Here is a 21466-nt window from a genome sequence, read left to right as displayed (position 1 = left end):
CTGGGTCGGGCAGGTCGCATCAGAGCTTCCAGGATTTCACGGTTTCTTACCTAGTCGTACTAGTCAGTCTCGATGGCGGTGATGGTGTCGCTTGCGTTCGAGGCCGAGACGGGTTATCTTTCTATGTAGACGTACTAGTAACTCTACCAGTCGATCTCTATAAGAAAGAAATGTCGAGCATGTCAGATACCACTTCCTCTTCCAGCTTGAGCGGCGCGTTGCGCCGCCTCTACTTCATCCGCTTCGGCTTCACCGTGGTCTGGGCAGCGTTGCTGTTTCTGACCGGCGGTACCGCGGGGCTCGCCCTCACGATCCTGCTGATCGTGTACCCGTTGTTCGACGCGGCATCCGTCTTCTGGCAGATCCGCTCTGCAGGCGACAGCCACCGGGCGAAGGCCTCGGAATGGATCAACGTCGTCGTCAGCGTGCTCGTCGCGATCGCGCTGGGTTGGGCATCGACGGTGTCCGCAGCCGCTGCGCTGATCGTGTGGGGTGTGTGGGCCATCGGCGCGGGTCTCCCCCAGCTGATCACCGCCATCCGCAACCGCCGCAACGGCGGGCAGGTTCCGCAGATGCTGTCCGGCGGCATCTCGCTATTCGCCGGTGGGGCATTCGTCGCGCAGGGCCTTCAGGGCAACGGGATGATCACCGGAGTCGCCGGCTACGCCCTTCTGGGCGCGATCTTCTTCCTGATCTCCGCCATCCGCCTGTCCATCGTGCTGCGCAAGAAGGTCGCAGCATGACCGCCTCCGCTGCATACGACTACGACCTGATCGTCATCGGCGGCGGGGCGGTCGGCGAGAACGTCGCCGACTACGCCAAGAAGCGCGGCATCCATGTCGCGATCGTCGAATCCGAGCTCGTCGGAGGCGAGTGCTCCTACTGGGCATGCATGCCCTCCAAGGCGCTCCTGCGCAGCGGACACGCGATCCGCGCCGCCCGCCGCCTGGCCGGAGCGCGGGAGGCGGTCGCCGACCACATCGACGCCGCCGCTGTCCTCGCACGACGCACGTCGTTCACCGACGGCTGGAAAGACGACGGACAGGTCTCCTGGCTCGAGTCCGCCGGGATCGACCTCATCCGCGGGCACGGCCATATCACCGGCCGCGGGCAGGTCCTGGTGGGCGATCGTGTCTACGCAGCCAGGGCGGTGGCAATCGCGACGGGCTCCGTTCCCGTGCTCCCTCCGATTCCCGGCCTCGCCGATGCCTCGGTATGGGGCACTCGGGAAGCCACCTCTGCAGATCACGTGCCTGCCCGACTCGCCATCATCGGTGGCGGAGTCGCCGGCACCGAACTCGCCTTCGCGTTCTCCTCGCTCGGCTCTCAGGTCACGCTGCTCTCCCGCACCCCCCTGCTGGAGCGCGAAGAACCGTTCGTGGGCGAGCATGTCGCGGCAGCATTGCTCGCAGAAGGCGTGCACGTCGACACCGCGGCCACCCCCACCAGAGTCGACCGCGACGCCGACGGCATCGTCACCATCGCTCTCGCTGACGGCACCAGCATCAGCGCGGACGAGCTCCTCGTGTCGACGGGGCGCCGCCCCGCTACCGACAATCTGGGTCTCGAAGCCCTGGGGCTGGACGTCAGCGGCGGAATCGCCGTGGATGACACCATGCTCGTGGGCGGCACCGATTGGCTCTACGCCGTCGGCGACGTCAACAGGCGTGCGATGCTCACTCATCAAGGCAAGTACCAGGCACGAGCCGCCGGCGAAGCAATCGCGGCACGCCTGAATGGCTCGCCGATCTCGGACGAGGCGTGGGGACAACACGTCGCCACCGCAGATCACACAGCGGTGCCGCGCGTCGTGTTCACCGACCCTGAGGTCGCCGCCGTCGGACTCACCGAAGAAGGCGCCAAGCAGAAGCAGCTCAACTACCGGGCCGTCGAGTACAACCTCGGCTGGGTCGCCGGAGCGAAGCTCCATGCCGACGGCTACGCCGGGCAGGCGAAGCTCATCGTCGACGAAGATCGGCACCTGATCGTCGGCGCCACCTTCGTCGGACAGGACGTCGCGGAACTCGTCCACGCCGCCACCATCGCCATCGTCGGAGAAGTCCCCATCGAACGCCTCTGGCACGCCGTGCCCGCATACCCGACCATCAGCGAGGTCTGGCTCCGGCTCCTGGAGACCTACGGCCGACCGGCCGCATAGCAAGTGACGCAGTAATAACCAGAAAAGGAAAGTGAAATCATGCCCACGAAGATCACCATCGTCATCGAGAACCCCAGCGACCCAGACGAGTTCGAAATCGCCTACCCGGAGATCGCCGCTCTCGCCGAACAGCTCCCGGCGCTGCAACGATTCGAGGCAGCAAAAGTCTGGCCCAAAGAAGACGGGACACCCACGCCGGCGCATCGGACCCTCGACCTGTACTTCGAGACCTATGAAGCGGCCTCGGCTGCTGTCGCCACACCGGTCGCGGGAGAGTTCTTCCAGCGGTTGATCGGCACCGGGGTGCCGTTCATCGGCTTGTTCTCCGACATCCAACGAGCCTGAACGTCGTCGGGGGCGCAGTAATGCGAACTGCGCCCCCAATGGCAGTGCCGTTCTTCCGGCAGGTCACCGCATCGCCGTGCGACTGGTCGCGGTCGACTCGAGCAGGATGCCGTCCGGGACGAACGGTGAGAACAGGGGCGGATGCCACGCGGCGGCGACCGTGACCTGCGCAGACACGCCATCGGGCGCGGATGCCGACACCAGATTCGCCTCCGTCGAGATGGCCGCTACGATCACCTCTGCCTGCTCGCGTACGCCGTCATCGGTGAGCACGGCACGCACGGATTCCCCGTCGATGACGAGCGTGAAGCCGTCGGCTCCGGCCAGCGCAGCGGAATCAGCGAGGGAATCGAGTCGCTTCTGCGTGATGTGCAGGTCAGTAGCGCAGACGCACACCGAAATCACGGCGAGCGCGAGCACGACGTAGCCGAGCAGGAGCGGCAAGATACTGCCGCCTTCATCATCCGCCTGCCCGCACTGCCAAGTCATTCCGTGCTCCACAGCCGCGACAACTTCTGCGCTGCTTCTGCCTGCAGCGGGATGCGCGTCGCGCTGTCGAGTCCGAAGATCGGCGGAACGAACGGCAAGGAGACCCGCGTGTCCACCGTGACCAGCACCGTCACACCGGAAGACGGGCAGGGCACGCCTGCCGGAATACAAGAGATGGAGACTCCGGTGTTGTCGGAGTCCAAGCCATACTCGTCGATGATGTTAGCCAGCACCGCGGCGCTGCTGCGCGCAGCAGATTCGGCGTCGTGTGACTGGCCGATCACGCGGGCAGTGTGGCGGGCTGCGGCCTCCGCACCCAACGTGCTCTGCTGGATCACCCCCAGCGTGATGATCAGGTAGGCCAGCGGCACGAGGAAGATGACCCCCGCGGTGAGGAACTCCAGCGCGGCTGAGCCCTCGTCGTTATGGCCCCAGCGACTCCATCGGCGCATCGGCATCCACCTCCAGCGCGAACGGAACACCCAGCAATCCAATGAGCGGAAGGGTCGTTCGCACGGTGACGACCGCGGTGGGATGCCCCAGCCTGCCGCTCTCAGCGATGCTGACGTCCTCCGCAAACGAGCCGCCCACGGCGCGCGTGATGAAGAGGCGAGCGTGCTCGGCGCCCTCCTCAAGAGAGGTATCCGCGAGCGCCGCGTAGTGTGCGCCCTCGACTGCCGCGTCATGCACGACATTGCGCACGTAGACGGCGAGCCCCAATTGCAGAACGGCGAGCGTCAGGACAGTCAGCAGCGAGCCGACGAGCACGAAATCGACGGGACTAGACCCGCGATCATCCGCCGCCTCTGCTCGCCACCGCATGTCAGATTCCGGACACGCTCGAGATCGCCTGCTCGAACAGCCCGAGCAGCGCGGGGCCCGCGACAGCCCAAATCACCACGACAAGGCCAGCCGTCATCAACGTGACGAGCACCCAGCCGGGAACGTCGCCGTTCTCATCCTCGCCGAATGCTCGCGCCTCGGCCGTTGCCGTCGTCCACCAGCTTTGAATTCGATTCATCATCGGTCCTTTCGTCGGTAAATCACAGATCTTCGGTAGCTCAGAGGCCTCAGCCGATGCCGATACCAAGGCGCAGAATGAACATTCCAGGGAACACAGCAAACACCACAGACAGCGGCAGGATCAGGAATACCAGAGGCACCATCATCAAAATCTCGCGCCGCCCCGCCTGCTCGATCAGCATCCGCTTCGCATCTTCACGGGCATCAGACGCCTGCGCGTGCAGCACTCCGGCCAGCGGTGCACCGTGCTCAAGCGCGGCGATGATCTGATCGGTCGCACGCGACACCCCTGGCAGGCGCAACCGCGCCGCCATCTCGCCGAGCGCGTCGGCCAACGATGACCCGGTTCCGACCGCCAGCACGACCTGCCGCAACTCTCCCGTTAGCTCCCCCGAGCCGATCGCGGCAACTCTGCGCAGCGCATCCAGAAACCCTTCGCCTGCAGACAAGCACAGTGCCAAAAACTCCAGCGTGGTCGGCAGTTCGTCGCTGAGTCGACTGAGCCGCGCCTTCACTCGCGCCGAGAGCAGCATGTCAAGCGCCATCGCCGTGCCGGCACCGAGCACCACCGGCAGGGCCGCCGCAGGCGGCGTCATCCGCCCAGTCAGCGCGAGGATGATGACCAGCACGCTCCCGCCGCCGAAACCTGCCAGCGCCCACCCCAACTGTCGTCCGCGGAACGCCGCGGGGCCCTCGTTGATTCCGGCTTGGCCGAGGCGTTGTGTCAATGCTTCACTGTCTCCGAACCCGCGCAGCAACAGTGCCTTCAGCCTCGCCACACCACCGGCGGCGTGCGCGGGAAGCACCCCTACCCTCGGCAGCATCCCGATCGGAAGCACCGCATCATCGACGGCATCCCGCACATAGGGTGCGATGCGCATGGTCAGCGATGCGGCACGCCATCGCGGCGCCGCCGCAAGGATGCAGAGGACGCCAGCGGCCAGCAACCCGCCCAGCAGAATCGCCATCGCGGCATCCGTGATCCCGGTCATGCGAACCACCTCCGAGGCTCGGGCAGGCGGCCGATGCGCACCATGATGCGGAACGCGATCACCGACACGGCGGCACCACCGCAGATCACGAGCACGCCCTCCGGGCTGGCATAGGCCTGCGCGCCCTCTGGGCGCATCGCGAGGAGCACCAGGATCACCCAGGGCGCGACGACACCCAGCACCGCTGCACCGCGGACCCACGACTGTTTCGCCTCGACTTCACCTCGAAGCGTGGCATCCGCACGTACGGACGATGACAGTGCCCGCAGCACACCAGTGAGCTCGGTGCCGCCGACCTGTCGTGCCATCTTCAGCGACTCGATGATGCGGTCGGCAATGGGATCGGCGAGCGCTGTCTTGAGCCGATCGATACTGCTTTCGAACCGCCCGGTGCCGCGCAGATCTCTGGCGAAGACGACGAAAGCCGGCCGCACCATCGACGGGGCGGAATCCGCCAGGCTCGCCACCGCATCCGGCAACGAGAGTCCCACTCTGATCGACGCGATGAGCAGATCGCAGACATCGGGCCACAGCTGTCTGCGTGCCTTCAGCAGGCGCAGCTTGCGCGAGCGTAGGAAGGCTATCGGTGCGCTCGCAGCAGCCGCGCCGCCGAGCACTGCCAGCACCGCGATGCCCGTGATCAGCCACACCACAGAGGCTGCAAGAAGTCCGACGGCGACGACGACCGCGACCACGGTTCGCTGTTCGACCGACGCAAACCCTGCCTCGTCGATGAGCCGAGCCAGCCATCCGGAGTCCGGAGGTCGACGCGCCTCCCGCTCACGACGTGGCCAGAGCCACGGTGAAACGCACAACAGCATCCCCGCAGCGAGCATCGCGCCGACGAACAGCGTCATGAACGCGGCTCCGCGCGATACAGCGATCGAGTGATGATCCGCCCCTCGACGACCTCGCCAGTCGGCGCAACCACCTCAGCGACGAAACGCGCGCCTGCGCCATCGCGCGCGCAGTGCACAATGAGCGAGACAGCTGACGCGAGAGCGGGCGCGATGAACGAGCGATCGATGTTGCGCCCGGCGAGCAGCGGCAGGATCGTGAGCTTCTCGAGCGCCTCGACTGCAGAGTTCGCATGGACGGTTCCTGCGCCAGGCACGCCGGTGTTCAGTGCCAGCACGAGATCCAGCGCTTCGGCGTCACGCACCTCTCCGACCACGAGCCGGTCAGGTCGCATGCGCAGCGCCTCCTTCACCAGCCGGCGCAGCGTGATCTCACCGGTCCCCTCGAGACTCGCCTGCCTGCCCTGGAGGGCGACAAGGTCGGGGCCGTCCACGGCGAGCTCAAACGTCTCCTCGACCGTGATGATTCGCTGCGATTCGGCGCAAGACGCCAGCAGCGCCCCCAGCAGCGTCGTTTTCCCGGTGTGGGTCGCGCCGGACACGATGACGCTGGCCCCATCGTTCATAGCCGTTCGCAACATGGCGGCGATGTGCTCCGGCATCGACCCGACCGCCACCAGGGCATCCAGAGTGCGGTGATGCGGGAGGAACTTGCGAATATTGACGGCCCACGAACCGCGAACGACATCCGCGATCGCAACGTGCAGGCGTGATCCATCCGGCAGCGAGGCATCAACGAATGGCTGACTGATATCCACCCGGCGGCCAGTGGACTGCAGCATTCTCTCGACGAGATCACGCACCATTGCATCAGTGAGTCGCAGCGGAACCCGCTCCGATACCCCGCCTCGCGCGATGTAGACATGGCCTGGGCCATTCAGCCAGATCTCTTCAATGCTGTCATCGTCGAGAAGTGGCTGCAGGGCTCCGAATCCGCTGACGGAGGCCAGCACATCCTGCACGCAGGCCGATTCGTCATCGATCATCGCGTCCCCACGCGATAGTGCGAGGTCGTTGTGCCGCCGGACTTCTGACTGCGCGATCCGCCTGGCTTCCTCAGGCGCAAGCGAAGGATCCGTGCGCTCCGCGCGCAGGCGCCTGCGCACACGTTCGGCAACGAGGAGGGACGGCTGGCTCACTCCGGCATCCTCGCAAGAATTCGCGGTCAGCCTCGGAAGTTATCCACAGGGCAATGTTTCGGGATATCCAGAAGTATTCGGCCGGGCTGCCCCGCTGCCAGCAGATCCGGCATTCCCCTAGACTGAAATCACCACGCGGGAGTGGTGAAATTGGTATACACGCAGGATTTAGGTTCCTGTGCCTTAGGGCGTGTGGGTTCAAGTCCCACCTTCCGCACGATCAACACAATTCCATCCCCTATGACGGGACACCATGCATCAGATCGCCTTCCTTCCGGATTGGCTGAGCCCCGAGAGCATCATCAGCTCTGCGGGTGGCTGGGCATTGCTCGTCGTATGCCTGATCATTTTCTCCGAAACCGGTCTGCTGGTGGGGTTCCTGCTGCCCGGTGACACTCTCCTGGTGATCGCGGGTCTACTCACCCACACCAATGACGTATTCCACGTGAACATCTGGATCGTCGGGCTCTGCATCGCCTTCGCCGCTTTCCTCGGTGGCGAAGTGGGGTACCTGATAGGCCATAAAGCAGGCCCCGCCATCTTTGAGCGCAAGGACTCCGGCATCTTCTCGCGCACGAACGTCGAACGCACCAACGCCTATTTCGAACGTTTCGGCGGCCTGACAGTCGTACTGGCCCGCTTCGTTCCGATCGTGCGCACCTTCACTCCGGTCGCGGCTGGCGTCGGTCACATGCCGTGGAAGCGATACTCGCTGTACAACCTCATCGGCGCTGTGCTGTGGGGCTTCGGACTCACCATGCTCGGCTATCTCATCGCCTATATCGATTGGATCGCCCATCTGGTTACCGAGTACATCGACCTGATCCTGCTGGCCGTCGTCCTCGGCACCGTGATCATCACCGTCTGGCACTACCTTGCAGAGCGCCGCAAGGTCGCAAAAGCGATCGCCGCCGGTGGAACCAGCAATGCGGATGCTGTCGGCACTCAGGACTGAGCCTGCCGATCACCCGGCGTCGCGCTTCTGCTCGCGAGACCGCTCCACACTGGCGCGCAGCGCCTCCATCAGATCGATGACCTCGCCGCCCTTGCTCTCGACCTGATCGTCCTTGAAGGTCTCGGTGACATCGAAGCTCTCGCCCGCCTCGATCTTCGCGTCGATAAGCGTCTTGAGTTCCTTCTGGTATTCGTCGACGAAAGCCTCAGGATCGAAGTCGCTGGAGTAGCTCTCGACCAGGCTCGCCGACAGCTCCATCTCCTTCTTGGAGATCTTTACCTCTGCACTGAGCGACTCGAACGCGGCTTCGCGCACCTCGTCCGCCCACAGCAGCGTCTGCAGCACGAGCACATCGCCGCGTACGCGAAGCGCCGCTAGCCGCGTCTTCTGCCGCAGTGTGAAGCGCACGATCGCGGTGCGCTCGGTCTGCTCCAGGGTCTTGCGCAACAGCACATAGGCTTTCGGAGACGTCGAGTCCGGCTCGAGATAGTACGCCTTGTCGAGGGTCAGCAGATCGACCTGGTCACTCGGAACGAATTCGACGACGTCGATCTCGCGGCTGCGCTCAGCGGGGAGCGCGTCGAGGTCCTCCTTGGTGAGCACGACCATCTGGCCGTCATCCTCGTAGGCACGGTCGATATTCGAATACGCCACCACCTCACCACAGACCTCGCAGGTGCGCTTGTAGCGGATGCGGCCGCCATCTTCATCGTGCACCTGATGCAGCGACACGTCGTGGTCTTCGGTGGCGGAATACACCTTCACCGGCACGTTCACCAGCCCGAACGTCAAGGCGCCTTTCCAGATCGTCCTCATACACACCAGTAGACACCGTCTACTCCCCCGAATGCCACCTCTTGCGGTTACTCTTTCGACATGCCAGGCGACGCGCAGGTGGTCGAAGTCGATGGCAGGCGCCTGCGCCTGACGAACCTCGACAAAGTGCTCTATCCCGAGACGGGCACGAGCAAGGGCGAGGTGATCGCCTATTACACGCGAGTGGCTCCGCGGATGCTGCCGCTTATCGCCGACCGGCCAGTCACTCGCAAGCGCTGGGTGCACGGCGTCGGCACAGCGGATGCCCCGGCAGAGCCGTTCTTCGCGAAACAGGTGGAGCCTGGCACCCCAGAGTGGGTGGAGCGCCTGCCGATCGACCACTCCGGCGGCGCGAAGGAATACCCCCTGGTGCATGATCTGCCGACGCTCGTGTGGCTCGCTCAGGTGGCGAGTATCGAGCTACACGTACCGCAATGGCGCTTCGCGAGCGACGGAACTCAGAGCAACCCGGACCGGCTCGTGCTGGATCTCGACCCTGGCCCAGGAGCCGATCTGACGCTGTGCGCCCACATCGCAGGTCTCGCCAGAGTGATCCTGAGCGATATCGGCCTGAAACCTGTCCCCGTGACGAGCGGCAGCAAAGGGCTGCATCTGTACGCGCAGTTGGATGGCACCTACACGAGCGACCAGGCCTCAGCGATCGCGAAAGAGCTCGCCAGAGCGATCGAATCCGATCATCCGGATATCGCAACCAGCACCATGGCGAAGGCCGCACGCGGTGGAAAGGTCTTTCTCGACTGGAGTCAGAACAACGGCTCGAAGACCACCATCTCGCCGTACTCATTGCGCGGGCGCGCACAGCCAACTGCGGCCGCGCCGCGCATGTGGGAGGAACTCGACGACCCCGAGCTGCGACAGCTGACATTCGAAGAGGTTGCGTCGCGGGTTGAGGCAGGCATCGATCCTTTTTCGGTGTCTGCGCAGAAACGCTCCTCTCGTCACGCTCAAGCGGCGGAAGCCAGGCCAGTCGTCACAGCGGCACCGACGGCGCGCGCGACGGCGGCATCCGGACCGATCACGCCCATGCTCGCGGAGCCTGGCACGCCCGGTCTCGCTCGAGCGCTGCGCGAGCCGTGGAGCGAGATCAAGTGGGACGGCATCCGCGCGATCGGAACATGGCGTGATGGCCGGATGCAATTGCATGCCCGCAGCGGGATAGACATCACGGCGCGCTACCCAGAACTCACCGCCGATGGGGCACCGCGCTTCGCCTCAGCTGAAGCGATAGTTGACGGCGAGATCGTTGCACTGGATGCTTCGGGGCGGCCCAGCTTCAGCCTCTTGCAGCGCCGAATGCACCTCACCCGCGGTCGCGAAATCGAGCGCGAGGTGGTGCGAACTCCCGTTGCGTATTACCTGTTCGATCTGCTTCGCCTCGACGGGCACGACCTGACCAGACTCCCGCTCCGCGAGAGGCGCGCGCTCTTAGAGACTCTCGTGGAGAGTGCGGATGCGCCGGTGGCAGCGCCACCCGTGTTCGATGATCTGGATGCTGCCCTGACGATGAGTCGCGAGTTCGGCTTGGAGGGGATCGTCGTAAAGGAGTCGGGCTCACCATATCGATCCGGCGTGCGCTCCGGCTCGTGGCTGAAGATCAAGCACACCCGCACGCAAGAGGTCGTCATTGCTGGCATCCGCCCCGGCAAGGGGAATCGCGGAGGGAGCATCGGATCGCTGCTGTTGGGCGTGCCGGATGCCTCGGACGACTCAGCGGCCGACTCAGCGGCAGGTTCTGCGGCGGGTCCTGCGACCGGGCAACTGCGCTATGTCGGGCGTGTGGGCACCGGCTTTGATGACCGTGCCCTCCGCGACCTCACCGCACGCCTGGAACCGCTGCGCACCGACACGAATCCGCTTGTGGGCGTCCCGGATGCCGATGCACGCGACGCCCTGTGGGTGCAGCCGGTACTCGTCGGCGAGGTGGAGTTCGCGAACTGGACGCCGGATGGCTCACTGCGACACGCCAGCTGGCGCGGGCTCCGACCCGACAAAGAGGCTGGCGAGATCGTCATCGAATGACGGATGCTCAGGCGTGAGTGTCTTGGCAGTCCGGCGCGCCGGCGGACTCGATCTGGAACGTGGAATGCGCGACGTCGAAGTGGTCCGCGAGGCAGCCCTGCAGATGTTCCAGCAGTTCTACGGAACGGCCTGACTCCAGAAAGTCAGGAGCGACTTCGACGTGCGCGGTGAAGACGGGCGCACCTCTGGTGAGCTGCCACACGTGCACGTCATGCACGTTGGTGACACCGTCGAAGGCGAGCAGGTGATCACGGATCTCGCTGACGTGCGTGTCCTTCGGTGCAGATTCGGCGAGCACCGAAAACACCTCGCGCAGCAGCACGATCGCCCGAGGGATGATCATGACGGCGATGAGCAGCGAGGCGATGGCATCCGCCGGCATCCATCCGGTCGTGACGATGATGACGGCGGCGACGATCACGGCGGCAGAACCGATCAGGTCGCCGAGGACCTCAAGGTAAGCGCCGCGCACGTTGATACTGGTCTTCTGTGCGGAGCTGAGCAGCCACATCGCAATCGCGTTCGCGATCAGACCGATGACGGCGACCACGAGCATGAGCGGTCCGGCGATCTCAGTCTCGACAGGCTCCAGCAGACGTCTGACGCCCTCGATCCCGATCGACACCGACAGAACAATGAGGATGATCGCGTTGATCAGTGCGCCGAAGACCTCTGCCCGCTGATAGCCGAACGTGCGTCGGTCATCTGCGGGGCGCGCTGCCACAGCGCTGGCGATCAGCGCGATCACCAGTGCCGAGGCATCCGTGAACATGTGGGCAGCATCCGCAAGCAGGGCGAGCGATCCGGTGAGGATCGCACCGACGACCTGCACAAGCATCACCGTGGCCGTCAGGCACAGCGAGATGGTCAGCAGCCGACGGTTGCTGGAACCGCGGAGTCCTCCCCCATGTGCGTGATCGTGCATGTCACCAGGCTAGCCCGGGGCGGCACCCCGAAAGGTCTGTTGCGGCTAGTCGGGAAGGGTAACGAGAACCAGTCTCACCATCTTGCCAGCACCCGCGTCTAGCGATCTCGCTCGAGCGGTGGATCCGGCGGGGTCGGCACGCCCGATCTCGCGGAGTATCGAGCGTTACGTCGCATCAGCAATACTGCGACAACCACCACGATCACGAACACGGTCGACAGCGACGTGAAGGCGAACCAATTCGAATCCAGCGCGAGGACCAGCGCCGCAGAAGTCACGGCGATCGCAGCCGCCGCGAGCTTGCCACCGATTTTCAGCCCGTGTGCAGGGCCGAGGCCGCGTGTGGCACCTGCGCGGGCGAGCAGCATGTCGGCGAACGAATCCAGCGCCGCCAGCAATGCGGCGGCGTACGCCATTGCGCACCCGAGCGCTCCCCACAAGTTCGGCGCCTTTGGTGCCTGTTCGACCGCGGAGAACACCAGATCCCAAGGATTCACGGCGTCAGCTTACTGCGGCACCCCTCGCCACGGTATAGGTAGACGTTGAATCGGATGCGCGTCAGAGTGTCTTCAGCAGCGGGACAAACGCCTCGAAGGCACGCGCCCGGTGTGACTGCGACTGCTTCTCCTCGCTACTGAAATCTGCCGTAGTGCGCTCGGCGCCAGCGGGCTGACCGTCCGGGATGAAGATCGGGTCGTAACCGAAGCCGTTCGCGCCGGAGGGCTCGTGTGCGAGACGCCCTGGCCAGACGCCCTCCACCGTATGCTCTGTGCCGTTCGGCGTCACAAGCGCGATCGTGGAGATGAACTGTGCCGTGCGGTGCGGGTCGGCGATGTCGGAGAGCTGGTCTAGTAGCAACTCGAGGTTCGACTGCGCATCCTTCTTCTGTCCTGCCCAATATGCGGAGAAGATGCCGGGCGATCCTCCCAGCACATCCACGCAGATGCCGGAGTCGTCAGCGAACGCGGTGAGCCCCGTGAGTTCTGCCGCGGCGCGTGCTTTGATCAGCGCGTTCTCCGCGAAAGTCACGCCATCCTCGACAGGTTCGGGACCGTCGTAGCCGATGACCTCAAGGTCGGGCCTCGTCATCGCGATGATCTGCTGGAACTCAGCGATCTTGTGCGGGTTGTGCGTCGCGAGGACGACCTTGGTCATGCGTTCACTCCCCTGCGAGGGCTGCGAGCTGGCGTGCCTTCAGGACTACGCAACCGTTGACACCGAGTTCGAGCAGTGCGTCGAGCTCGCGTTTGTCAAAGGGAGCGCCCTCGGCGGTGCCCTGCACCTCGACGAACAGCCCGCGGCCGGTGACGACGATGTTCATGTCGGTCTCGGCACGCACGTCCTCGGTGTATGCCAGATCGAGCATTGGTTCACCGTCGATGATCCCGACCGACACGGCGGCGACAGAGTCCAGCAGCGGCGTGGCGTTCTTTCCGATGAACTTCTTCTCGCGACCCCACTCGATGGCGTCAGCGAGCGCAACGTATGCACCGGTGATCGCGGCGGTGCGGGTGCCACCGTCGGCCTGCAGCACATCACAGTCGATGACGATGGTGTTCTCGCCCAACGCCTTGGTGTCGACGACTGCGCGCAGAGCCCGGCCGATCAGGCGCGAGATCTCGTGCGTGCGGCCACCGATCTTGCCTCTGACGCTCTCGCGGTCGTTGCGGCTGTTCGTGGCGCGGGGCAGCATCGCGTATTCGGCGGTCACCCAGCCCTTGCCCTTGCCGGTGAGCCAGCGCGGCACACCATTCGTGAACGACGCCGTGCACAGCACCTTGGTGCCGCCGAAGCTGATCAGCGCAGATCCCTCGGCCTGGGCGCTCCACCCACGCTCGATCGTGATCTCGCGGAGCTGGTCTACGGAGCGGCCGTCGACGCGAACGATGTCAGTCATGAAGTTCCTTCTGGTTGGATGCCGGCTTCAGCCAGCTCGGAGAGGTCGGGAAGAGTGATGACACCGGTCTGCACGTGCTGCACGTTGCGCACCTCGGCGCCCATCAGCCGGTTGGCGAGAGCCGTGAATTCCTCGGTGGATTCTCCGGTCGCCTCGTATGTGTAGCTCGATACCGCATCCGGCGGTGCGAGAAGATCGCCGCGCGTCAACTGCCGGTAGACGTCGCCGGCGGTCTCATCGTCACTGGAGACGAGAGAGACGCCCTCACCCATGACGTAGCTGATCGCGCCCCGCAGGAACGGATAGTGCGTGCATCCGAGCACAAGCGTGTCGACGTCGGCGTCACGCAGGGGTGCAAGGTATGTCTCAGCCTCGGCGAGAACCTCAGGAGTGCCGGTGATGCCAGCCTCAACGAACTCGACGAACCGTGGGCAGGCTGCGGTGAACACCTGCAGGCGCTCGTCGACCTCGAGCATGTCCTGGTATGCGCGAGACCCGATGGTTCCAACGGTGCCGATGACGCCGATCCGGTTGTTTCGAGTCGTGGAGACGGCGCGACGAACGGCGGGCCCGATGACCTCGACGACAGGAACGTCGTAGCGCTCTCGGGCATCACGGAGCATCGCGGCGGATGCCGTATTGCACGCGATCACGAGCATCTTCACGCCCTGATCGACCAGCGTGTCCAGCACTTCGAGCGAATAGCGCCGCACCTCGGCGATGGGCTTCGGGCCATAGGGCGAATGTGCGGTGTCGCCGATATAGACGAAAGATTCACGAGGCAACTGGGCCCGGATCGCGCGAGCCACAGTGAGCCCGCCGACACCGGAGTCGAAGATTCCGATCGGCGCGTCGTTCATGACTACCCAGCCTACCCGCGCGCTGAAGTCACCGGCGTGCCGCCACGCTCACTAAGCTGAGCGCATGAACTCGTCGACGGCTCTGCTGACGGACCGATACGAACTCACGATGCTCTCAGCGGCGCTGCGCGATGGCACGGCTGCACGCCCGAGTGTGTTCGAGGTATTCTCCAGGCGTCTCTCCGGCGGGCGCCGTTTCGGCGTCGTCGCGGGCACAGGACGCCTGCTCTCTCTGCTCAGAGACTTCCGTTTCGGCGATGAGGAGCTGCGCTTCCTTCGCGATGGCGGAGTAGTGGATGCCTCGACCCTGACGTATCTGGAGAACTATCGATTCACCGGATCTATCGACGGATACCGCGAGGGCGAGCTCTACTTCCCCGGCTCCCCCATTCTTACCGTCGAGGGCACCTTTGCGGATGCGGTGGTGCTGGAGACGCTCGCGCTGAGCGTGCTCAATCACGACTCCGCAGTCGCAACCGCAGCCTCACGCATGAGCATCGCCGCTGGGGAGCGGCCGTTGGCGGAGATGGGTTCACGTCGAGCGGCCGAACAGTCCGCAGTGGCGGCGGCTCGGGCGGCATATATTGCCGGTTTCGCTGCAACCAGCAACCTCGAAGCAGGCCGAACGTGGGACATCCCGACCATGGGCACGGCAGCTCACTCGTGGACGCTGCTGCACGACACTGAGGAAGACGCCTTCCGCGCCCAGATCGAGAGCCTCGGTGTCGACACGACGCTGCTCGTCGACACCTATGACATCCGAACAGGCGTGGAAACCGCCATCCGAGTGGCGGGCACAGGGCTCGGCGGCGTGCGACTGGATTCCGGCGACCTGCCGACCGTCGCCGCAGTCGTGCGCGCTCAACTCGACGAACTCGGCGCGACGGAGACGAAGATCACCGTGACCAGCGACCTCGATGAATACGCGATCGCTGCCCTCGCGGCATCCCCTGTCGATTTCTACGGTGTCGGCACTTCCGTAGTCACCGGATCCGGGTATCCGACAGCCGGCATGGTCTACAAACTGGTCGCCCGGCAAGATCCGTCTGGCGGCTGGGTATCGGTGACGAAGACCGCCACCGACAAGGGCTCAAAGGGCGGGCGCAAGGCCGCGTTCCGCACGCTGCGCGACGGCGTGGCGACAGCTGAGACGGTGGTCGTATCCGACGGGTTCGAAGCGTTGGGGACCGCTGGCGAATATCCAGACTCGCGGCCGTTGCAGGTTCTGCTTGTCGATGGCGGCGAGATCAACAGCGCGTACGAAGGCGCCGTGGGCACGGCATCCGCGAGGGAGCATCACCTGCGCGTTCGCGAAGAAATGCCCGTGCGTGCGCTGGCGCTCAGCAAATCAGATCCTGCGATCCCGACAGTGTTCGTCGATGCCGGCTGACCGCTGAAGCTGTCGAACCGTCAGCGAATCATCGATTCGTAGATTTCTTTGCACGTCGGGCAGATCGGGAACTTCTCCGGGTCACGACCAGGAGTCCACTTCTTGCCGCACAACGCACGCACCGGCTTGCCGGAGAGCGCGGACTCCATGATCTTGTCTTTCTTCACGTAGTGCGAGAAGCGCTCGTGGTCGCCCGGCTCGAGGTTCTCTTCTTTGAGAAGTTCTTCCAGTTCGCGATCAAGCGTGGCGACACCGCCCTGATCGGGGCTGTCAAGCGGAGTACTCATAGCGCTGATTCTAACCGTCTTGGCGACGCGACGGGCGCGAAACGGCTTCGCTCATGCCGTCTCGACGAACTCCATGAGTCGTTCGCCCCCGCGATCATAGATTCGCCCGCCGATAACGGCACCGAGCACGAGGACGACCAGTCCCGATCCGATGCCGATCCAGAAGGTCATCGGGTTGTAAATGCCGTCCGCGACCACCGTCATGATGAACAGCCAGATCGTGGGCACGCTCATAATGATTGCGCCGATGAACGCGACGGCGGGTCCGAAGCCGCCACGGGATGCCGATCGCTGAGGCTGCTGGAACGGGCTGTCCCCTGGGCGTGAGACCGCGTACGGCGAGACCACCGAGGAGACACTGGAGAGCCCGAGACCCGAGAGGAACAGACTCGACGCGAGTCCGATCATCGGGAGGAGCAGATACCAACTCTCGACCAGGGCCAAGGTCAGCGAGATCGCGACGGCAAGGGTTGGAACTGCGACCAGGGCGACCGGGATGAGTCGTCCAAGGCGATCGGGCAGCCCTCGCACCCCGCTGGCGACGTGAGTCCAGAGTGCCGTGGAGTCATAGGCGACGTCGTTGTGCGGCAGCCAGCCGAAGAACAGCGCCATGAGTGGGACAGGCACGAGCGCGGCGATGTACAGCGGCACTCCGGCGACGAGCAACGGGAAGACCGTCAGCACGCCGGCGATGGGCACGATGGCGAAGTTCACGATGTAACGGCGATCACGCAGCCAGTAGACGAGGCTGCGAGCGGCGATGGCACCGAATGCGTTTGCTGGCAGTAGCCCGAACCAGCCGAGGCCAGAGCGTTCGCGAGATGTCGCAGGGCGCGGGGTGGTGGTAAGCAGTCGACGAGCGAGCCAGGACCACAGCATCCAAAGAGCAACGAGCGTGACAACCCCGACGATCCCGGTGATCCACATGTCCATGCCGTCTCCGGCCGCGATCGCAAGCGGGAAGGCCGCGGCCGCTGCGAACGGCGTGAATCCTGCCACGGTCGCCACAACGGCGACAGCTTCTGGCACCTGCCCGTCCCATTCCAACGAGGCGAAGAAGACAGCGACGGGGAACGCCACGACGACGATAGCCAGCCCGAACAGCGCGGTCAGCTCTCGAGAGCGTCGTTCGGGGAGTAGCAACGCGCTGAACGCCATCCCGATCCGCGCCGCAATGGTCGATGCGAGCAGCCGGACGAACGCAGCCAAAACAGCAGCGGGCCACGGCGTCCCGAGTTCGATGGTGACGATCGTTGAGCAGACGATGATCGCGAGCAATGCGAACGACGGCACGCTGATCAGCGAGGCGAGCGCGAGGATCCACGGCAGCTGTCGACCGTCGAGACCGAAGACACCGAACCGTCGCGGATCGAGCTGATCCGTTGCGCCAGTGAAGATCGGCCCGAGCAGGAAACCGAGGAAGGTCGCGGCGCCTCCCAGCACGAGCACGGTACGTGCGACAGGCAGCGGAGCATCCGCAAGGCTCAGGATGGCAACGCAGACCGCGCCAGTGATGACGATGAGCACGGCAAGGCCCACCAGCGAACGCGCTGCTCGTCCGCCCCGGAGGGCGCCGAACATCAGCGCAAACCTCAGTCGGAGAACGTGTGCAACCACTCGAGACCCTCCACCTCGCCGATGCCGCCGGAGAGCTCGACGAAACGAGACTCCAACGTCTGACCGGCACGCACTTCGTCGATGGTTCCCTCAGCCAGCACATCGCCACCGACGATGATCGCCACGCGAGAGCAGACCCGTTCGACGAGGTCCATTCCGTGGCTGGACAGGATGACAGTGCCGCCGTGGGCGACATAGGCACGGAGGATATCGAGGATCACCGCTGATGAAACCGGATCGACGGCTTCGAACGGCTCATCGAGCACCAGCACGCGCGGCGAGTGAATCATGGCCCCAGCGAGCATGATCTTCTTGGTCATGCCGGCTGAGTAGTCGGAGACGACACGGCCGACGGCGTCAGCGAGGTCGAAGGCACGAACCAGGTCGGCGGACCGCTTCTCGATCACATCAGCGGAGAGCCCACGCAGCAGCCCGTAGTAATGCAGCAGTTGGCGGCCGGTCAATCGGTCGAAGGTGCGAAGACGATCGGGCAGCACGCCCATGACACGCTTGGCTCCGAGAGAATCGGTCGCCTGATCGATGCCGCAGACGACGACCTGACCGGAATCGGCGCGAAGAAGCCCGGCAAGGATCGACAGGGTTGTCGTCTTTCCCGCGCCGTTCGGTCCGACGATTCCGTAGAAGGATCCGGCAGGAATATTCAAGTCGATGCCGTTGACTGCGCGATGGTCGCCGAAGTCTTTGACAAGACCGCGAATCACGACAGCGTCGGGGGCGGGGGTGGCGTCGACGGCGTCCGAGGCTGCCGCTTCATCCGCTTCATCCGCTTCATCCGTGGATGTGCTGGCGGGCTCGGGCGCGGTCTCAGAGTCAGGCTCGGTCGTTTCCTGCTCCAACACGATTGATTCCGGCCCGGACTCGACGGGTTCAGGCTCGACGAGTTCGGACTCGACGGGTTCGGACTCGACGGGTTCGGACTCGACCCGAGCAGCCTCGATCGGAGCAGCCTCGACGGGTTCAGGCTCGACAGCTGCCCCCTCAGCGGGCGCCGCATCGACCAATACGGTTCCGGTGAGCGCCGGCTCAACAGGTACCGGAGCGCTGACCGCCTCGGCGGTGGGCGCCGCGTCGTCGGCGGCGACGGCAGACTTGGTTCGTGGCTTGCGCTTCACCGGAGGTGCGGCGATCTCGACGATGTCTACGGATGATTCGTTCGCCGCGGCGTCCTTGGCCGCGGCAGCAGCCTCTGCAGCCGCGCGCTTGGCGGCCGCACTCTTTGCTGCGGCGGTCTTCGCTGCCGATGTTCTTGCCGAGGCTGTCTTAGCTGCTGCCCTCTGTGCGGCCGTCTTGGTTGTCGCGGCGCGCGACGCAGCATCCTTTGCTGCCGCGGTCCTGGCCGTGCTGGTCTTCTTCGCTGCCGACGTGCTCCCCGCAGTCTTGGCAGCGCCGGCCTTCGCCGTAGAAGCGGCGCTATTGATCGCTGGCTTCTTCGCGGCGGTCTTGGAGCGTGCGGCCGCCGTCTTCACTGCCGCCGCTTTCGTCGTGCGTGCGGGGGGCTTCTCCGCAGCAGGACGCGTGGCGCGCGGTGCGGAGGTGTCGGCAGACGCGTCCGTCACGTCTTCCGTCTGATCGGCACGGTCATCAAGGGGAGAAGTCACCGTCTTACGCTATCAATGGGGATGGACTTTCTCTGGGTCGAGCGAAATAATTGACACCTGTGCATCCGGTGTGTACCTGATCACGAAATGGCAACGGCGGCCACATACCCCGAGGGTTCCCAGCAGTCGTCGCTAGCATGAACTCGGCACGAAGGGGTGTCTGGCCGATGAACCGGCCGTGAACACAGATTCTTTTTTAGGAGTATTCGTGACTCTTCAGACCGTCATTCTCGCCGCTGGCATGGGCTCACGCCTCGGCCGCGCCCTGCCGAAGCCGCTGACCGAGCTCGGCGATGGCCGCTCGATCATGCAGCAGCAGCACGAGAACATCCGTACGGCCTTCGGCAGCGATGCCCGCATCACCGCAGTCGTCGGCTACCGCGCCGAGACGATCATCGAGGCGTTTCCGAACGTCAACTACGTCCACAACGAGCGCTACGACGAGACCAACACCTCCAAGAGCCTGCTGCGTGCACTAGGTGCGACGGGCAAGAACGGCGTGCTCTGGATGAACGGTGACGTCGTCTTCGACCCGCTCATCCTCGGCCGCGCAATCGAGTTCATCGAGCGCGACCAGTCGTTCGTCACGGTCAACACCTCCAGGGTGAGCGACGAAGAGGTGAAGTACACGGTCACGGCCGAGGGCTTCATCAACGAGCTGTCGAAGACCGTCAAGGGTGGCCTCGGCGAAGCGGTCGGCATCAACTACATCTCGTCGACACACAAGAAGGCGTTCATGCGTCAACTGCAGCGCGTCGAGGATCAGGACTACTTCGAGCGCGGGCTTGAACTCGCGATCGCCGAAGACGGACTGCTGTTGGAGCCGATGGACGTCTCTGATCTGTACGCCGTCGAGGTCGACTTCGCAGAAGACCTCGAGCGCGCGAACCTGTACGTTTGACACACGCCGGTCTGACACGCCTTTTCCGAGAGCCGCCCCTTCCCCGCTTCCTGAGCGTGAGGACGGGGCGGCTCTCTGCTTTCTCCTTGATCTCTCTGCTTTCTCCCTGCAGACGAACCTAAGATCGTCGTGATGGCCAAGAAAGTGCACAAGATCCACTCCCTCCCCGGCGATTCTCCGTGGGACAGGGGTGTTGCTCCCGTGGGTTCGGATGAGCACCCGTTCGCCGTGCGCGGGCTCGATCGAGTGCTGGCCATTCAGCGCCCTCTCGTACTCGCTCATATCCGCAGCATCCGTCTGCGCAATCCGGATGCCACACCGGATCTGCTCGTGCGAATTCTTGAGCGCCGCTACCTCGCAGCGGTGACGACCGGGGGCGCAGCCGTCGGAGCAACTGCCGTCGTTCCTGGTATCGGCACCGGAATCACCCTGGCGCTGTCGGGTGTGGAGACGATCGGGTTCGTCGAGTCGACGGCTCTGTTCGCGCAGTCCGTTGCGGAGGTTCACGGCATCGCGATCGAGAACCCTGATCGGGCGCGCGCGCTGGTGATGACGCTGATGCTCGGCAAAGAGGGCGTGGACCTGGTCAGCCAGCTGGCTAATCAGGCGACCGGTCGTGGGGGCGCCCGGTCGTCGTACTGGGGTGAGCTTGTGACGAAATCGCTCCCCCGCGCGGCCGTCGGGCCGGTCGTTGACCAGCTCAAGACAGTGTTCGTGCGGCACTTCGCCGCGGCAGGCGGTGCATCCATTCTTGGCAAGGCGTTGCCGTTCGGCGTCGGGGCTGCAGTCGGCGGAGCGGGGAATCATCTGCTGGGCAGGCGCGTGCTGACGACATCGCGCCGCGCGTTCGGTGCGGCGCCCGTGGTGCTGCCGGCCGAGTTGGAACCGGTCGCAGGCGCCGAGAAACTCGAATTGCGGATGCTGCGCGGTGCGCGCTTCGCTGGATCGGCCGTTTCCGGGGCTGCGGGAACGGTGGTGCGAGGCGCGGGCTGGGTCGGGCACAAAGTCAATGACGTGACCCGTGGCAAGCGCAAGCAGCGCAGCCTGGAGCGTGAGGTGGATATCGGCGACTCGGTGCCCACAGATACGGATTCTTAGGGGTTCTCCCCCGTTCCTGCGGTGCGCCCTTCTGGGGGCGCTCGCGCGTCGGCGGCCG

The 21466-nt window shown here is 64.7% G+C and carries 24 protein-coding genes and 1 tRNA gene; 9 read left to right on the top strand and 16 right to left on the bottom strand.

Annotation, left to right across the window (positions count from 1 at the left end):
* The first annotated feature begins 179 nt into the window (after nucleotides 1–179).
* The 3 genes from AC1C2O_RS18810 to AC1C2O_RS18800 are packed head-to-tail and all read left to right on the top strand — an operon-like array spanning nucleotide 180 to nucleotide 2503.
* Nucleotides 180–743, top strand: a complete 564-nt coding sequence (locus AC1C2O_RS18810; RefSeq protein ID WP_495432098.1) for a hypothetical protein — start codon at nucleotides 180–182, stop codon at nucleotides 741–743.
* Nucleotides 740–2158, top strand: a complete 1419-nt coding sequence (locus tag AC1C2O_RS18805; protein ID WP_495432097.1) for a dihydrolipoyl dehydrogenase family protein — start codon at nucleotides 740–742, stop codon at nucleotides 2156–2158. The genes AC1C2O_RS18810 and AC1C2O_RS18805 overlap by 4 nt, the downstream gene beginning before the upstream one ends.
* A 39-nt stretch (nucleotides 2159–2197) precedes the next feature.
* Nucleotides 2198–2503: an EthD domain-containing protein gene (locus AC1C2O_RS18800; RefSeq protein WP_495432096.1), complete on the top strand. Its 306-nt coding sequence runs from the start codon at nucleotides 2198–2200 to the stop codon at nucleotides 2501–2503.
* A 63-nt stretch (nucleotides 2504–2566) separates the two neighbouring features.
* Here AC1C2O_RS18800 and AC1C2O_RS18795 read toward each other — a convergent pair whose 3' ends face one another.
* The 7 genes from AC1C2O_RS18795 to AC1C2O_RS18765 are packed head-to-tail and all read right to left on the bottom strand — an operon-like array spanning nucleotide 2567 to nucleotide 7003.
* A complete protein-coding gene (locus AC1C2O_RS18795; protein ID WP_495432095.1) occupies nucleotides 2567–2992 on the bottom strand; it encodes a pilus assembly protein TadG-related protein in 426 nt (141 codons plus the stop codon).
* Nucleotides 2989–3444, bottom strand: coding sequence for a TadE/TadG family type IV pilus assembly protein (locus AC1C2O_RS18790; protein ID WP_495432094.1), 456 nt, complete (start codon nucleotides 3442–3444; stop codon nucleotides 2989–2991). The genes AC1C2O_RS18795 and AC1C2O_RS18790 overlap by 4 nt, the downstream gene beginning before the upstream one ends.
* Nucleotides 3416–3814: a TadE/TadG family type IV pilus assembly protein gene (locus tag AC1C2O_RS18785; RefSeq protein ID WP_495432093.1), complete on the bottom strand. Its 399-nt coding sequence runs from the start codon at nucleotides 3812–3814 to the stop codon at nucleotides 3416–3418. Before AC1C2O_RS18785 ends, AC1C2O_RS18790 begins: the two co-directional genes overlap by 29 nt.
* A 1-nt stretch (nucleotide 3815) precedes the next feature.
* A complete protein-coding gene (locus tag AC1C2O_RS18780) occupies nucleotides 3816–4013 on the bottom strand; it encodes a hypothetical protein (RefSeq protein WP_495432180.1) in 198 nt (65 codons plus the stop codon).
* 49 nt (nucleotides 4014–4062) lie between these two features.
* Nucleotides 4063–5007, bottom strand: coding sequence for a type II secretion system F family protein (locus tag AC1C2O_RS18775; protein WP_495432092.1), 945 nt, complete (start codon nucleotides 5005–5007; stop codon nucleotides 4063–4065).
* Nucleotides 5004–5864 carry a type II secretion system F family protein gene (locus AC1C2O_RS18770; protein ID WP_495432091.1) on the bottom strand — a complete coding sequence of 287 codons (861 nt, stop codon included), beginning with the start codon at nucleotides 5862–5864 and terminating at the stop codon, nucleotides 5004–5006. The genes AC1C2O_RS18775 and AC1C2O_RS18770 overlap by 4 nt, the downstream gene beginning before the upstream one ends.
* Nucleotides 5861–7003 carry a TadA family conjugal transfer-associated ATPase gene (locus AC1C2O_RS18765; RefSeq protein WP_495432090.1) on the bottom strand — a complete coding sequence of 381 codons (1143 nt, stop codon included), beginning with the start codon at nucleotides 7001–7003 and terminating at the stop codon, nucleotides 5861–5863. Before AC1C2O_RS18765 ends, AC1C2O_RS18770 begins: the two co-directional genes overlap by 4 nt.
* A 135-nt stretch (nucleotides 7004–7138) precedes the next feature.
* On the opposite strand from AC1C2O_RS18765, the gene AC1C2O_RS18760 reads away from it, so the two are divergent.
* A tRNA-Leu gene (locus AC1C2O_RS18760) sits at nucleotides 7139–7220 on the top strand.
* Nucleotides 7221–7256: 36 nt separating this feature from the next.
* A complete protein-coding gene (locus tag AC1C2O_RS18755; RefSeq protein WP_495432089.1) occupies nucleotides 7257–7958 on the top strand; it encodes a DedA family protein in 702 nt (233 codons plus the stop codon).
* A 9-nt stretch (nucleotides 7959–7967) separates the two neighbouring features.
* Here the strand turns inward: AC1C2O_RS18755 and ku are convergent, their stop codons facing one another.
* A complete protein-coding gene (gene ku / locus AC1C2O_RS18750; protein ID WP_495432088.1) occupies nucleotides 7968–8774 on the bottom strand; it encodes a non-homologous end joining protein Ku in 807 nt (268 codons plus the stop codon).
* Nucleotides 8775–8834: 60 nt separating this feature from the next.
* On the opposite strand from ku, the gene ligD reads away from it, so the two are divergent.
* Entirely contained in the window at nucleotides 8835–10814 is a 1980-nt protein-coding gene (gene ligD, locus AC1C2O_RS18745; RefSeq protein ID WP_495432087.1) for a non-homologous end-joining DNA ligase, read from the top strand.
* Nucleotides 10815–10821: 7 nt separating this feature from the next.
* Here the strand turns inward: ligD and AC1C2O_RS18740 are convergent, their stop codons facing one another.
* The 5 genes from AC1C2O_RS18740 to murI all read right to left on the bottom strand — a co-directional run bounded on the left by AC1C2O_RS18740 (nucleotide 10822) and on the right by murI (nucleotide 14496).
* Nucleotides 10822–11739, bottom strand: a complete 918-nt coding sequence (locus tag AC1C2O_RS18740; protein WP_495432086.1) for a cation diffusion facilitator family transporter — start codon at nucleotides 11737–11739, stop codon at nucleotides 10822–10824.
* Nucleotides 11740–11837: 98 nt separating this feature from the next.
* Nucleotides 11838–12236, bottom strand: a complete 399-nt coding sequence (locus tag AC1C2O_RS18735; RefSeq protein ID WP_495432085.1) for a hypothetical protein — start codon at nucleotides 12234–12236, stop codon at nucleotides 11838–11840.
* A gap of 61 nt (nucleotides 12237–12297) precedes the next feature.
* Nucleotides 12298–12894, bottom strand: a complete 597-nt coding sequence (gene rdgB, locus AC1C2O_RS18730; protein ID WP_495432084.1) for an RdgB/HAM1 family non-canonical purine NTP pyrophosphatase — start codon at nucleotides 12892–12894, stop codon at nucleotides 12298–12300.
* Between the two features lie 4 nt (nucleotides 12895–12898).
* Nucleotides 12899–13636, bottom strand: a complete 738-nt coding sequence (gene rph / locus AC1C2O_RS18725; protein ID WP_495432083.1) for a ribonuclease PH — start codon at nucleotides 13634–13636, stop codon at nucleotides 12899–12901.
* Nucleotides 13633–14496 (bottom strand): glutamate racemase, encoded by an 864-nt coding sequence (gene murI / locus AC1C2O_RS18720; RefSeq protein WP_495432082.1) that lies wholly within the window; start codon nucleotides 14494–14496, stop codon nucleotides 13633–13635. The genes rph and murI overlap by 4 nt, the downstream gene beginning before the upstream one ends.
* Before the next feature lie 64 nt (nucleotides 14497–14560).
* Here murI and AC1C2O_RS18715 point away from each other — a divergent pair, with 64 nt between their 5' ends.
* Complete coding sequence (locus AC1C2O_RS18715) at nucleotides 14561–15886, top strand: nicotinate phosphoribosyltransferase (RefSeq protein ID WP_495432081.1); 1326 nt, start codon at nucleotides 14561–14563, stop codon at nucleotides 15884–15886.
* A gap of 20 nt (nucleotides 15887–15906) precedes the next feature.
* On the opposite strand, the gene AC1C2O_RS18710 is transcribed toward AC1C2O_RS18715, so the two are convergent.
* From AC1C2O_RS18710 to AC1C2O_RS18700, 3 genes are read right to left on the bottom strand one after another with little or no spacing between them, the layout of a single operon-like run.
* Nucleotides 15907–16173 (bottom strand): DUF3039 domain-containing protein, encoded by a 267-nt coding sequence (locus AC1C2O_RS18710; RefSeq protein ID WP_495432080.1) that lies wholly within the window; start codon nucleotides 16171–16173, stop codon nucleotides 15907–15909.
* Between the two features lie 51 nt (nucleotides 16174–16224).
* Complete coding sequence (locus tag AC1C2O_RS18705; protein WP_495432079.1) at nucleotides 16225–17754, bottom strand: hypothetical protein; 1530 nt, start codon at nucleotides 17752–17754, stop codon at nucleotides 16225–16227.
* Between the two features lie 11 nt (nucleotides 17755–17765).
* The gene (locus AC1C2O_RS18700; RefSeq protein WP_495432078.1) at nucleotides 17766–19409 is read right to left on the bottom strand and encodes an ABC transporter ATP-binding protein; all 1644 of its coding nucleotides are present in this window, start codon (nucleotides 19407–19409) and stop codon (nucleotides 17766–17768) included.
* A 208-nt stretch (nucleotides 19410–19617) separates the two neighbouring features.
* Here AC1C2O_RS18700 and AC1C2O_RS18695 point away from each other — a divergent pair, with 208 nt between their 5' ends.
* Both AC1C2O_RS18695 and AC1C2O_RS18690 read left to right on the top strand, forming a co-directional pair.
* A complete protein-coding gene (locus AC1C2O_RS18695) occupies nucleotides 19618–20310 on the top strand; it encodes a phosphocholine cytidylyltransferase family protein (RefSeq protein WP_495432077.1) in 693 nt (230 codons plus the stop codon).
* A gap of 132 nt (nucleotides 20311–20442) precedes the next feature.
* Nucleotides 20443–21408, top strand: a complete 966-nt coding sequence (locus AC1C2O_RS18690) for a hypothetical protein (RefSeq protein WP_495432076.1) — start codon at nucleotides 20443–20445, stop codon at nucleotides 21406–21408.
* Nucleotides 21409–21466: the final 58 nt, after the last annotated feature.

The sequence above is a fragment of the Microbacterium sp. Y355 genome (assembly GCF_059445345.1).
This window is presented reverse-complemented; position numbering and strand designations above follow the sequence as displayed.

What these genes read in the sequence shown, in the direction of transcription:
- AC1C2O_RS18810 (WP_495432098.1), top strand. Translation starts at nt 180, where the DNA reads ATGTCAGATACCACTTCCTCTTCCAGCTTGAGCGGCGCGTTGCGCCGC.
- AC1C2O_RS18805 (WP_495432097.1), top strand. Translation starts at nt 740, where the DNA reads ATGACCGCCTCCGCTGCATACGACTACGACCTGATCGTCATCGGCGGC.
- AC1C2O_RS18800 (WP_495432096.1), top strand. Translation starts at nt 2,198, where the DNA reads ATGCCCACGAAGATCACCATCGTCATCGAGAACCCCAGCGACCCAGAC.
- AC1C2O_RS18795 (WP_495432095.1), bottom strand. Translation starts at nt 2,992, where the DNA reads ATGACTTGGCAGTGCGGGCAGGCGGATGATGAAGGCGGCAGTATCTTG.
- AC1C2O_RS18790 (WP_495432094.1), bottom strand. Translation starts at nt 3,444, where the DNA reads ATGCGCCGATGGAGTCGCTGGGGCCATAACGACGAGGGCTCAGCCGCG.
- AC1C2O_RS18785 (WP_495432093.1), bottom strand. Translation starts at nt 3,814, where the DNA reads ATGCGGTGGCGAGCAGAGGCGGCGGATGATCGCGGGTCTAGTCCCGTC.
- AC1C2O_RS18780 (WP_495432180.1), bottom strand. Translation starts at nt 4,013, where the DNA reads ATGAATCGAATTCAAAGCTGGTGGACGACGGCAACGGCCGAGGCGCGA.
- AC1C2O_RS18775 (WP_495432092.1), bottom strand. Translation starts at nt 5,007, where the DNA reads ATGACCGGGATCACGGATGCCGCGATGGCGATTCTGCTGGGCGGGTTG.
- AC1C2O_RS18770 (WP_495432091.1), bottom strand. Translation starts at nt 5,864, where the DNA reads ATGACGCTGTTCGTCGGCGCGATGCTCGCTGCGGGGATGCTGTTGTGC.
- AC1C2O_RS18755 (WP_495432089.1), top strand. Translation starts at nt 7,257, where the DNA reads ATGCATCAGATCGCCTTCCTTCCGGATTGGCTGAGCCCCGAGAGCATC.
- ku (WP_495432088.1), bottom strand. Translation starts at nt 8,774, where the DNA reads ATGAGGACGATCTGGAAAGGCGCCTTGACGTTCGGGCTGGTGAACGTG.
- ligD (WP_495432087.1), top strand. Translation starts at nt 8,835, where the DNA reads ATGCCAGGCGACGCGCAGGTGGTCGAAGTCGATGGCAGGCGCCTGCGC.
- AC1C2O_RS18740 (WP_495432086.1), bottom strand. Translation starts at nt 11,739, where the DNA reads ATGCACGATCACGCACATGGGGGAGGACTCCGCGGTTCCAGCAACCGT.
- rdgB (WP_495432084.1), bottom strand. Translation starts at nt 12,894, where the DNA reads ATGACCAAGGTCGTCCTCGCGACGCACAACCCGCACAAGATCGCTGAG.
- rph (WP_495432083.1), bottom strand. Translation starts at nt 13,636, where the DNA reads ATGACTGACATCGTTCGCGTCGACGGCCGCTCCGTAGACCAGCTCCGC.
- murI (WP_495432082.1), bottom strand. Translation starts at nt 14,496, where the DNA reads ATGAACGACGCGCCGATCGGAATCTTCGACTCCGGTGTCGGCGGGCTC.
- AC1C2O_RS18715 (WP_495432081.1), top strand. Translation starts at nt 14,561, where the DNA reads ATGAACTCGTCGACGGCTCTGCTGACGGACCGATACGAACTCACGATG.
- AC1C2O_RS18710 (WP_495432080.1), bottom strand. Translation starts at nt 16,173, where the DNA reads ATGAGTACTCCGCTTGACAGCCCCGATCAGGGCGGTGTCGCCACGCTT.
- AC1C2O_RS18705 (WP_495432079.1), bottom strand. Translation starts at nt 17,754, where the DNA reads ATGTTCGGCGCCCTCCGGGGCGGACGAGCAGCGCGTTCGCTGGTGGGC.
- AC1C2O_RS18690 (WP_495432076.1), top strand. Translation starts at nt 20,443, where the DNA reads ATGGCCAAGAAAGTGCACAAGATCCACTCCCTCCCCGGCGATTCTCCG.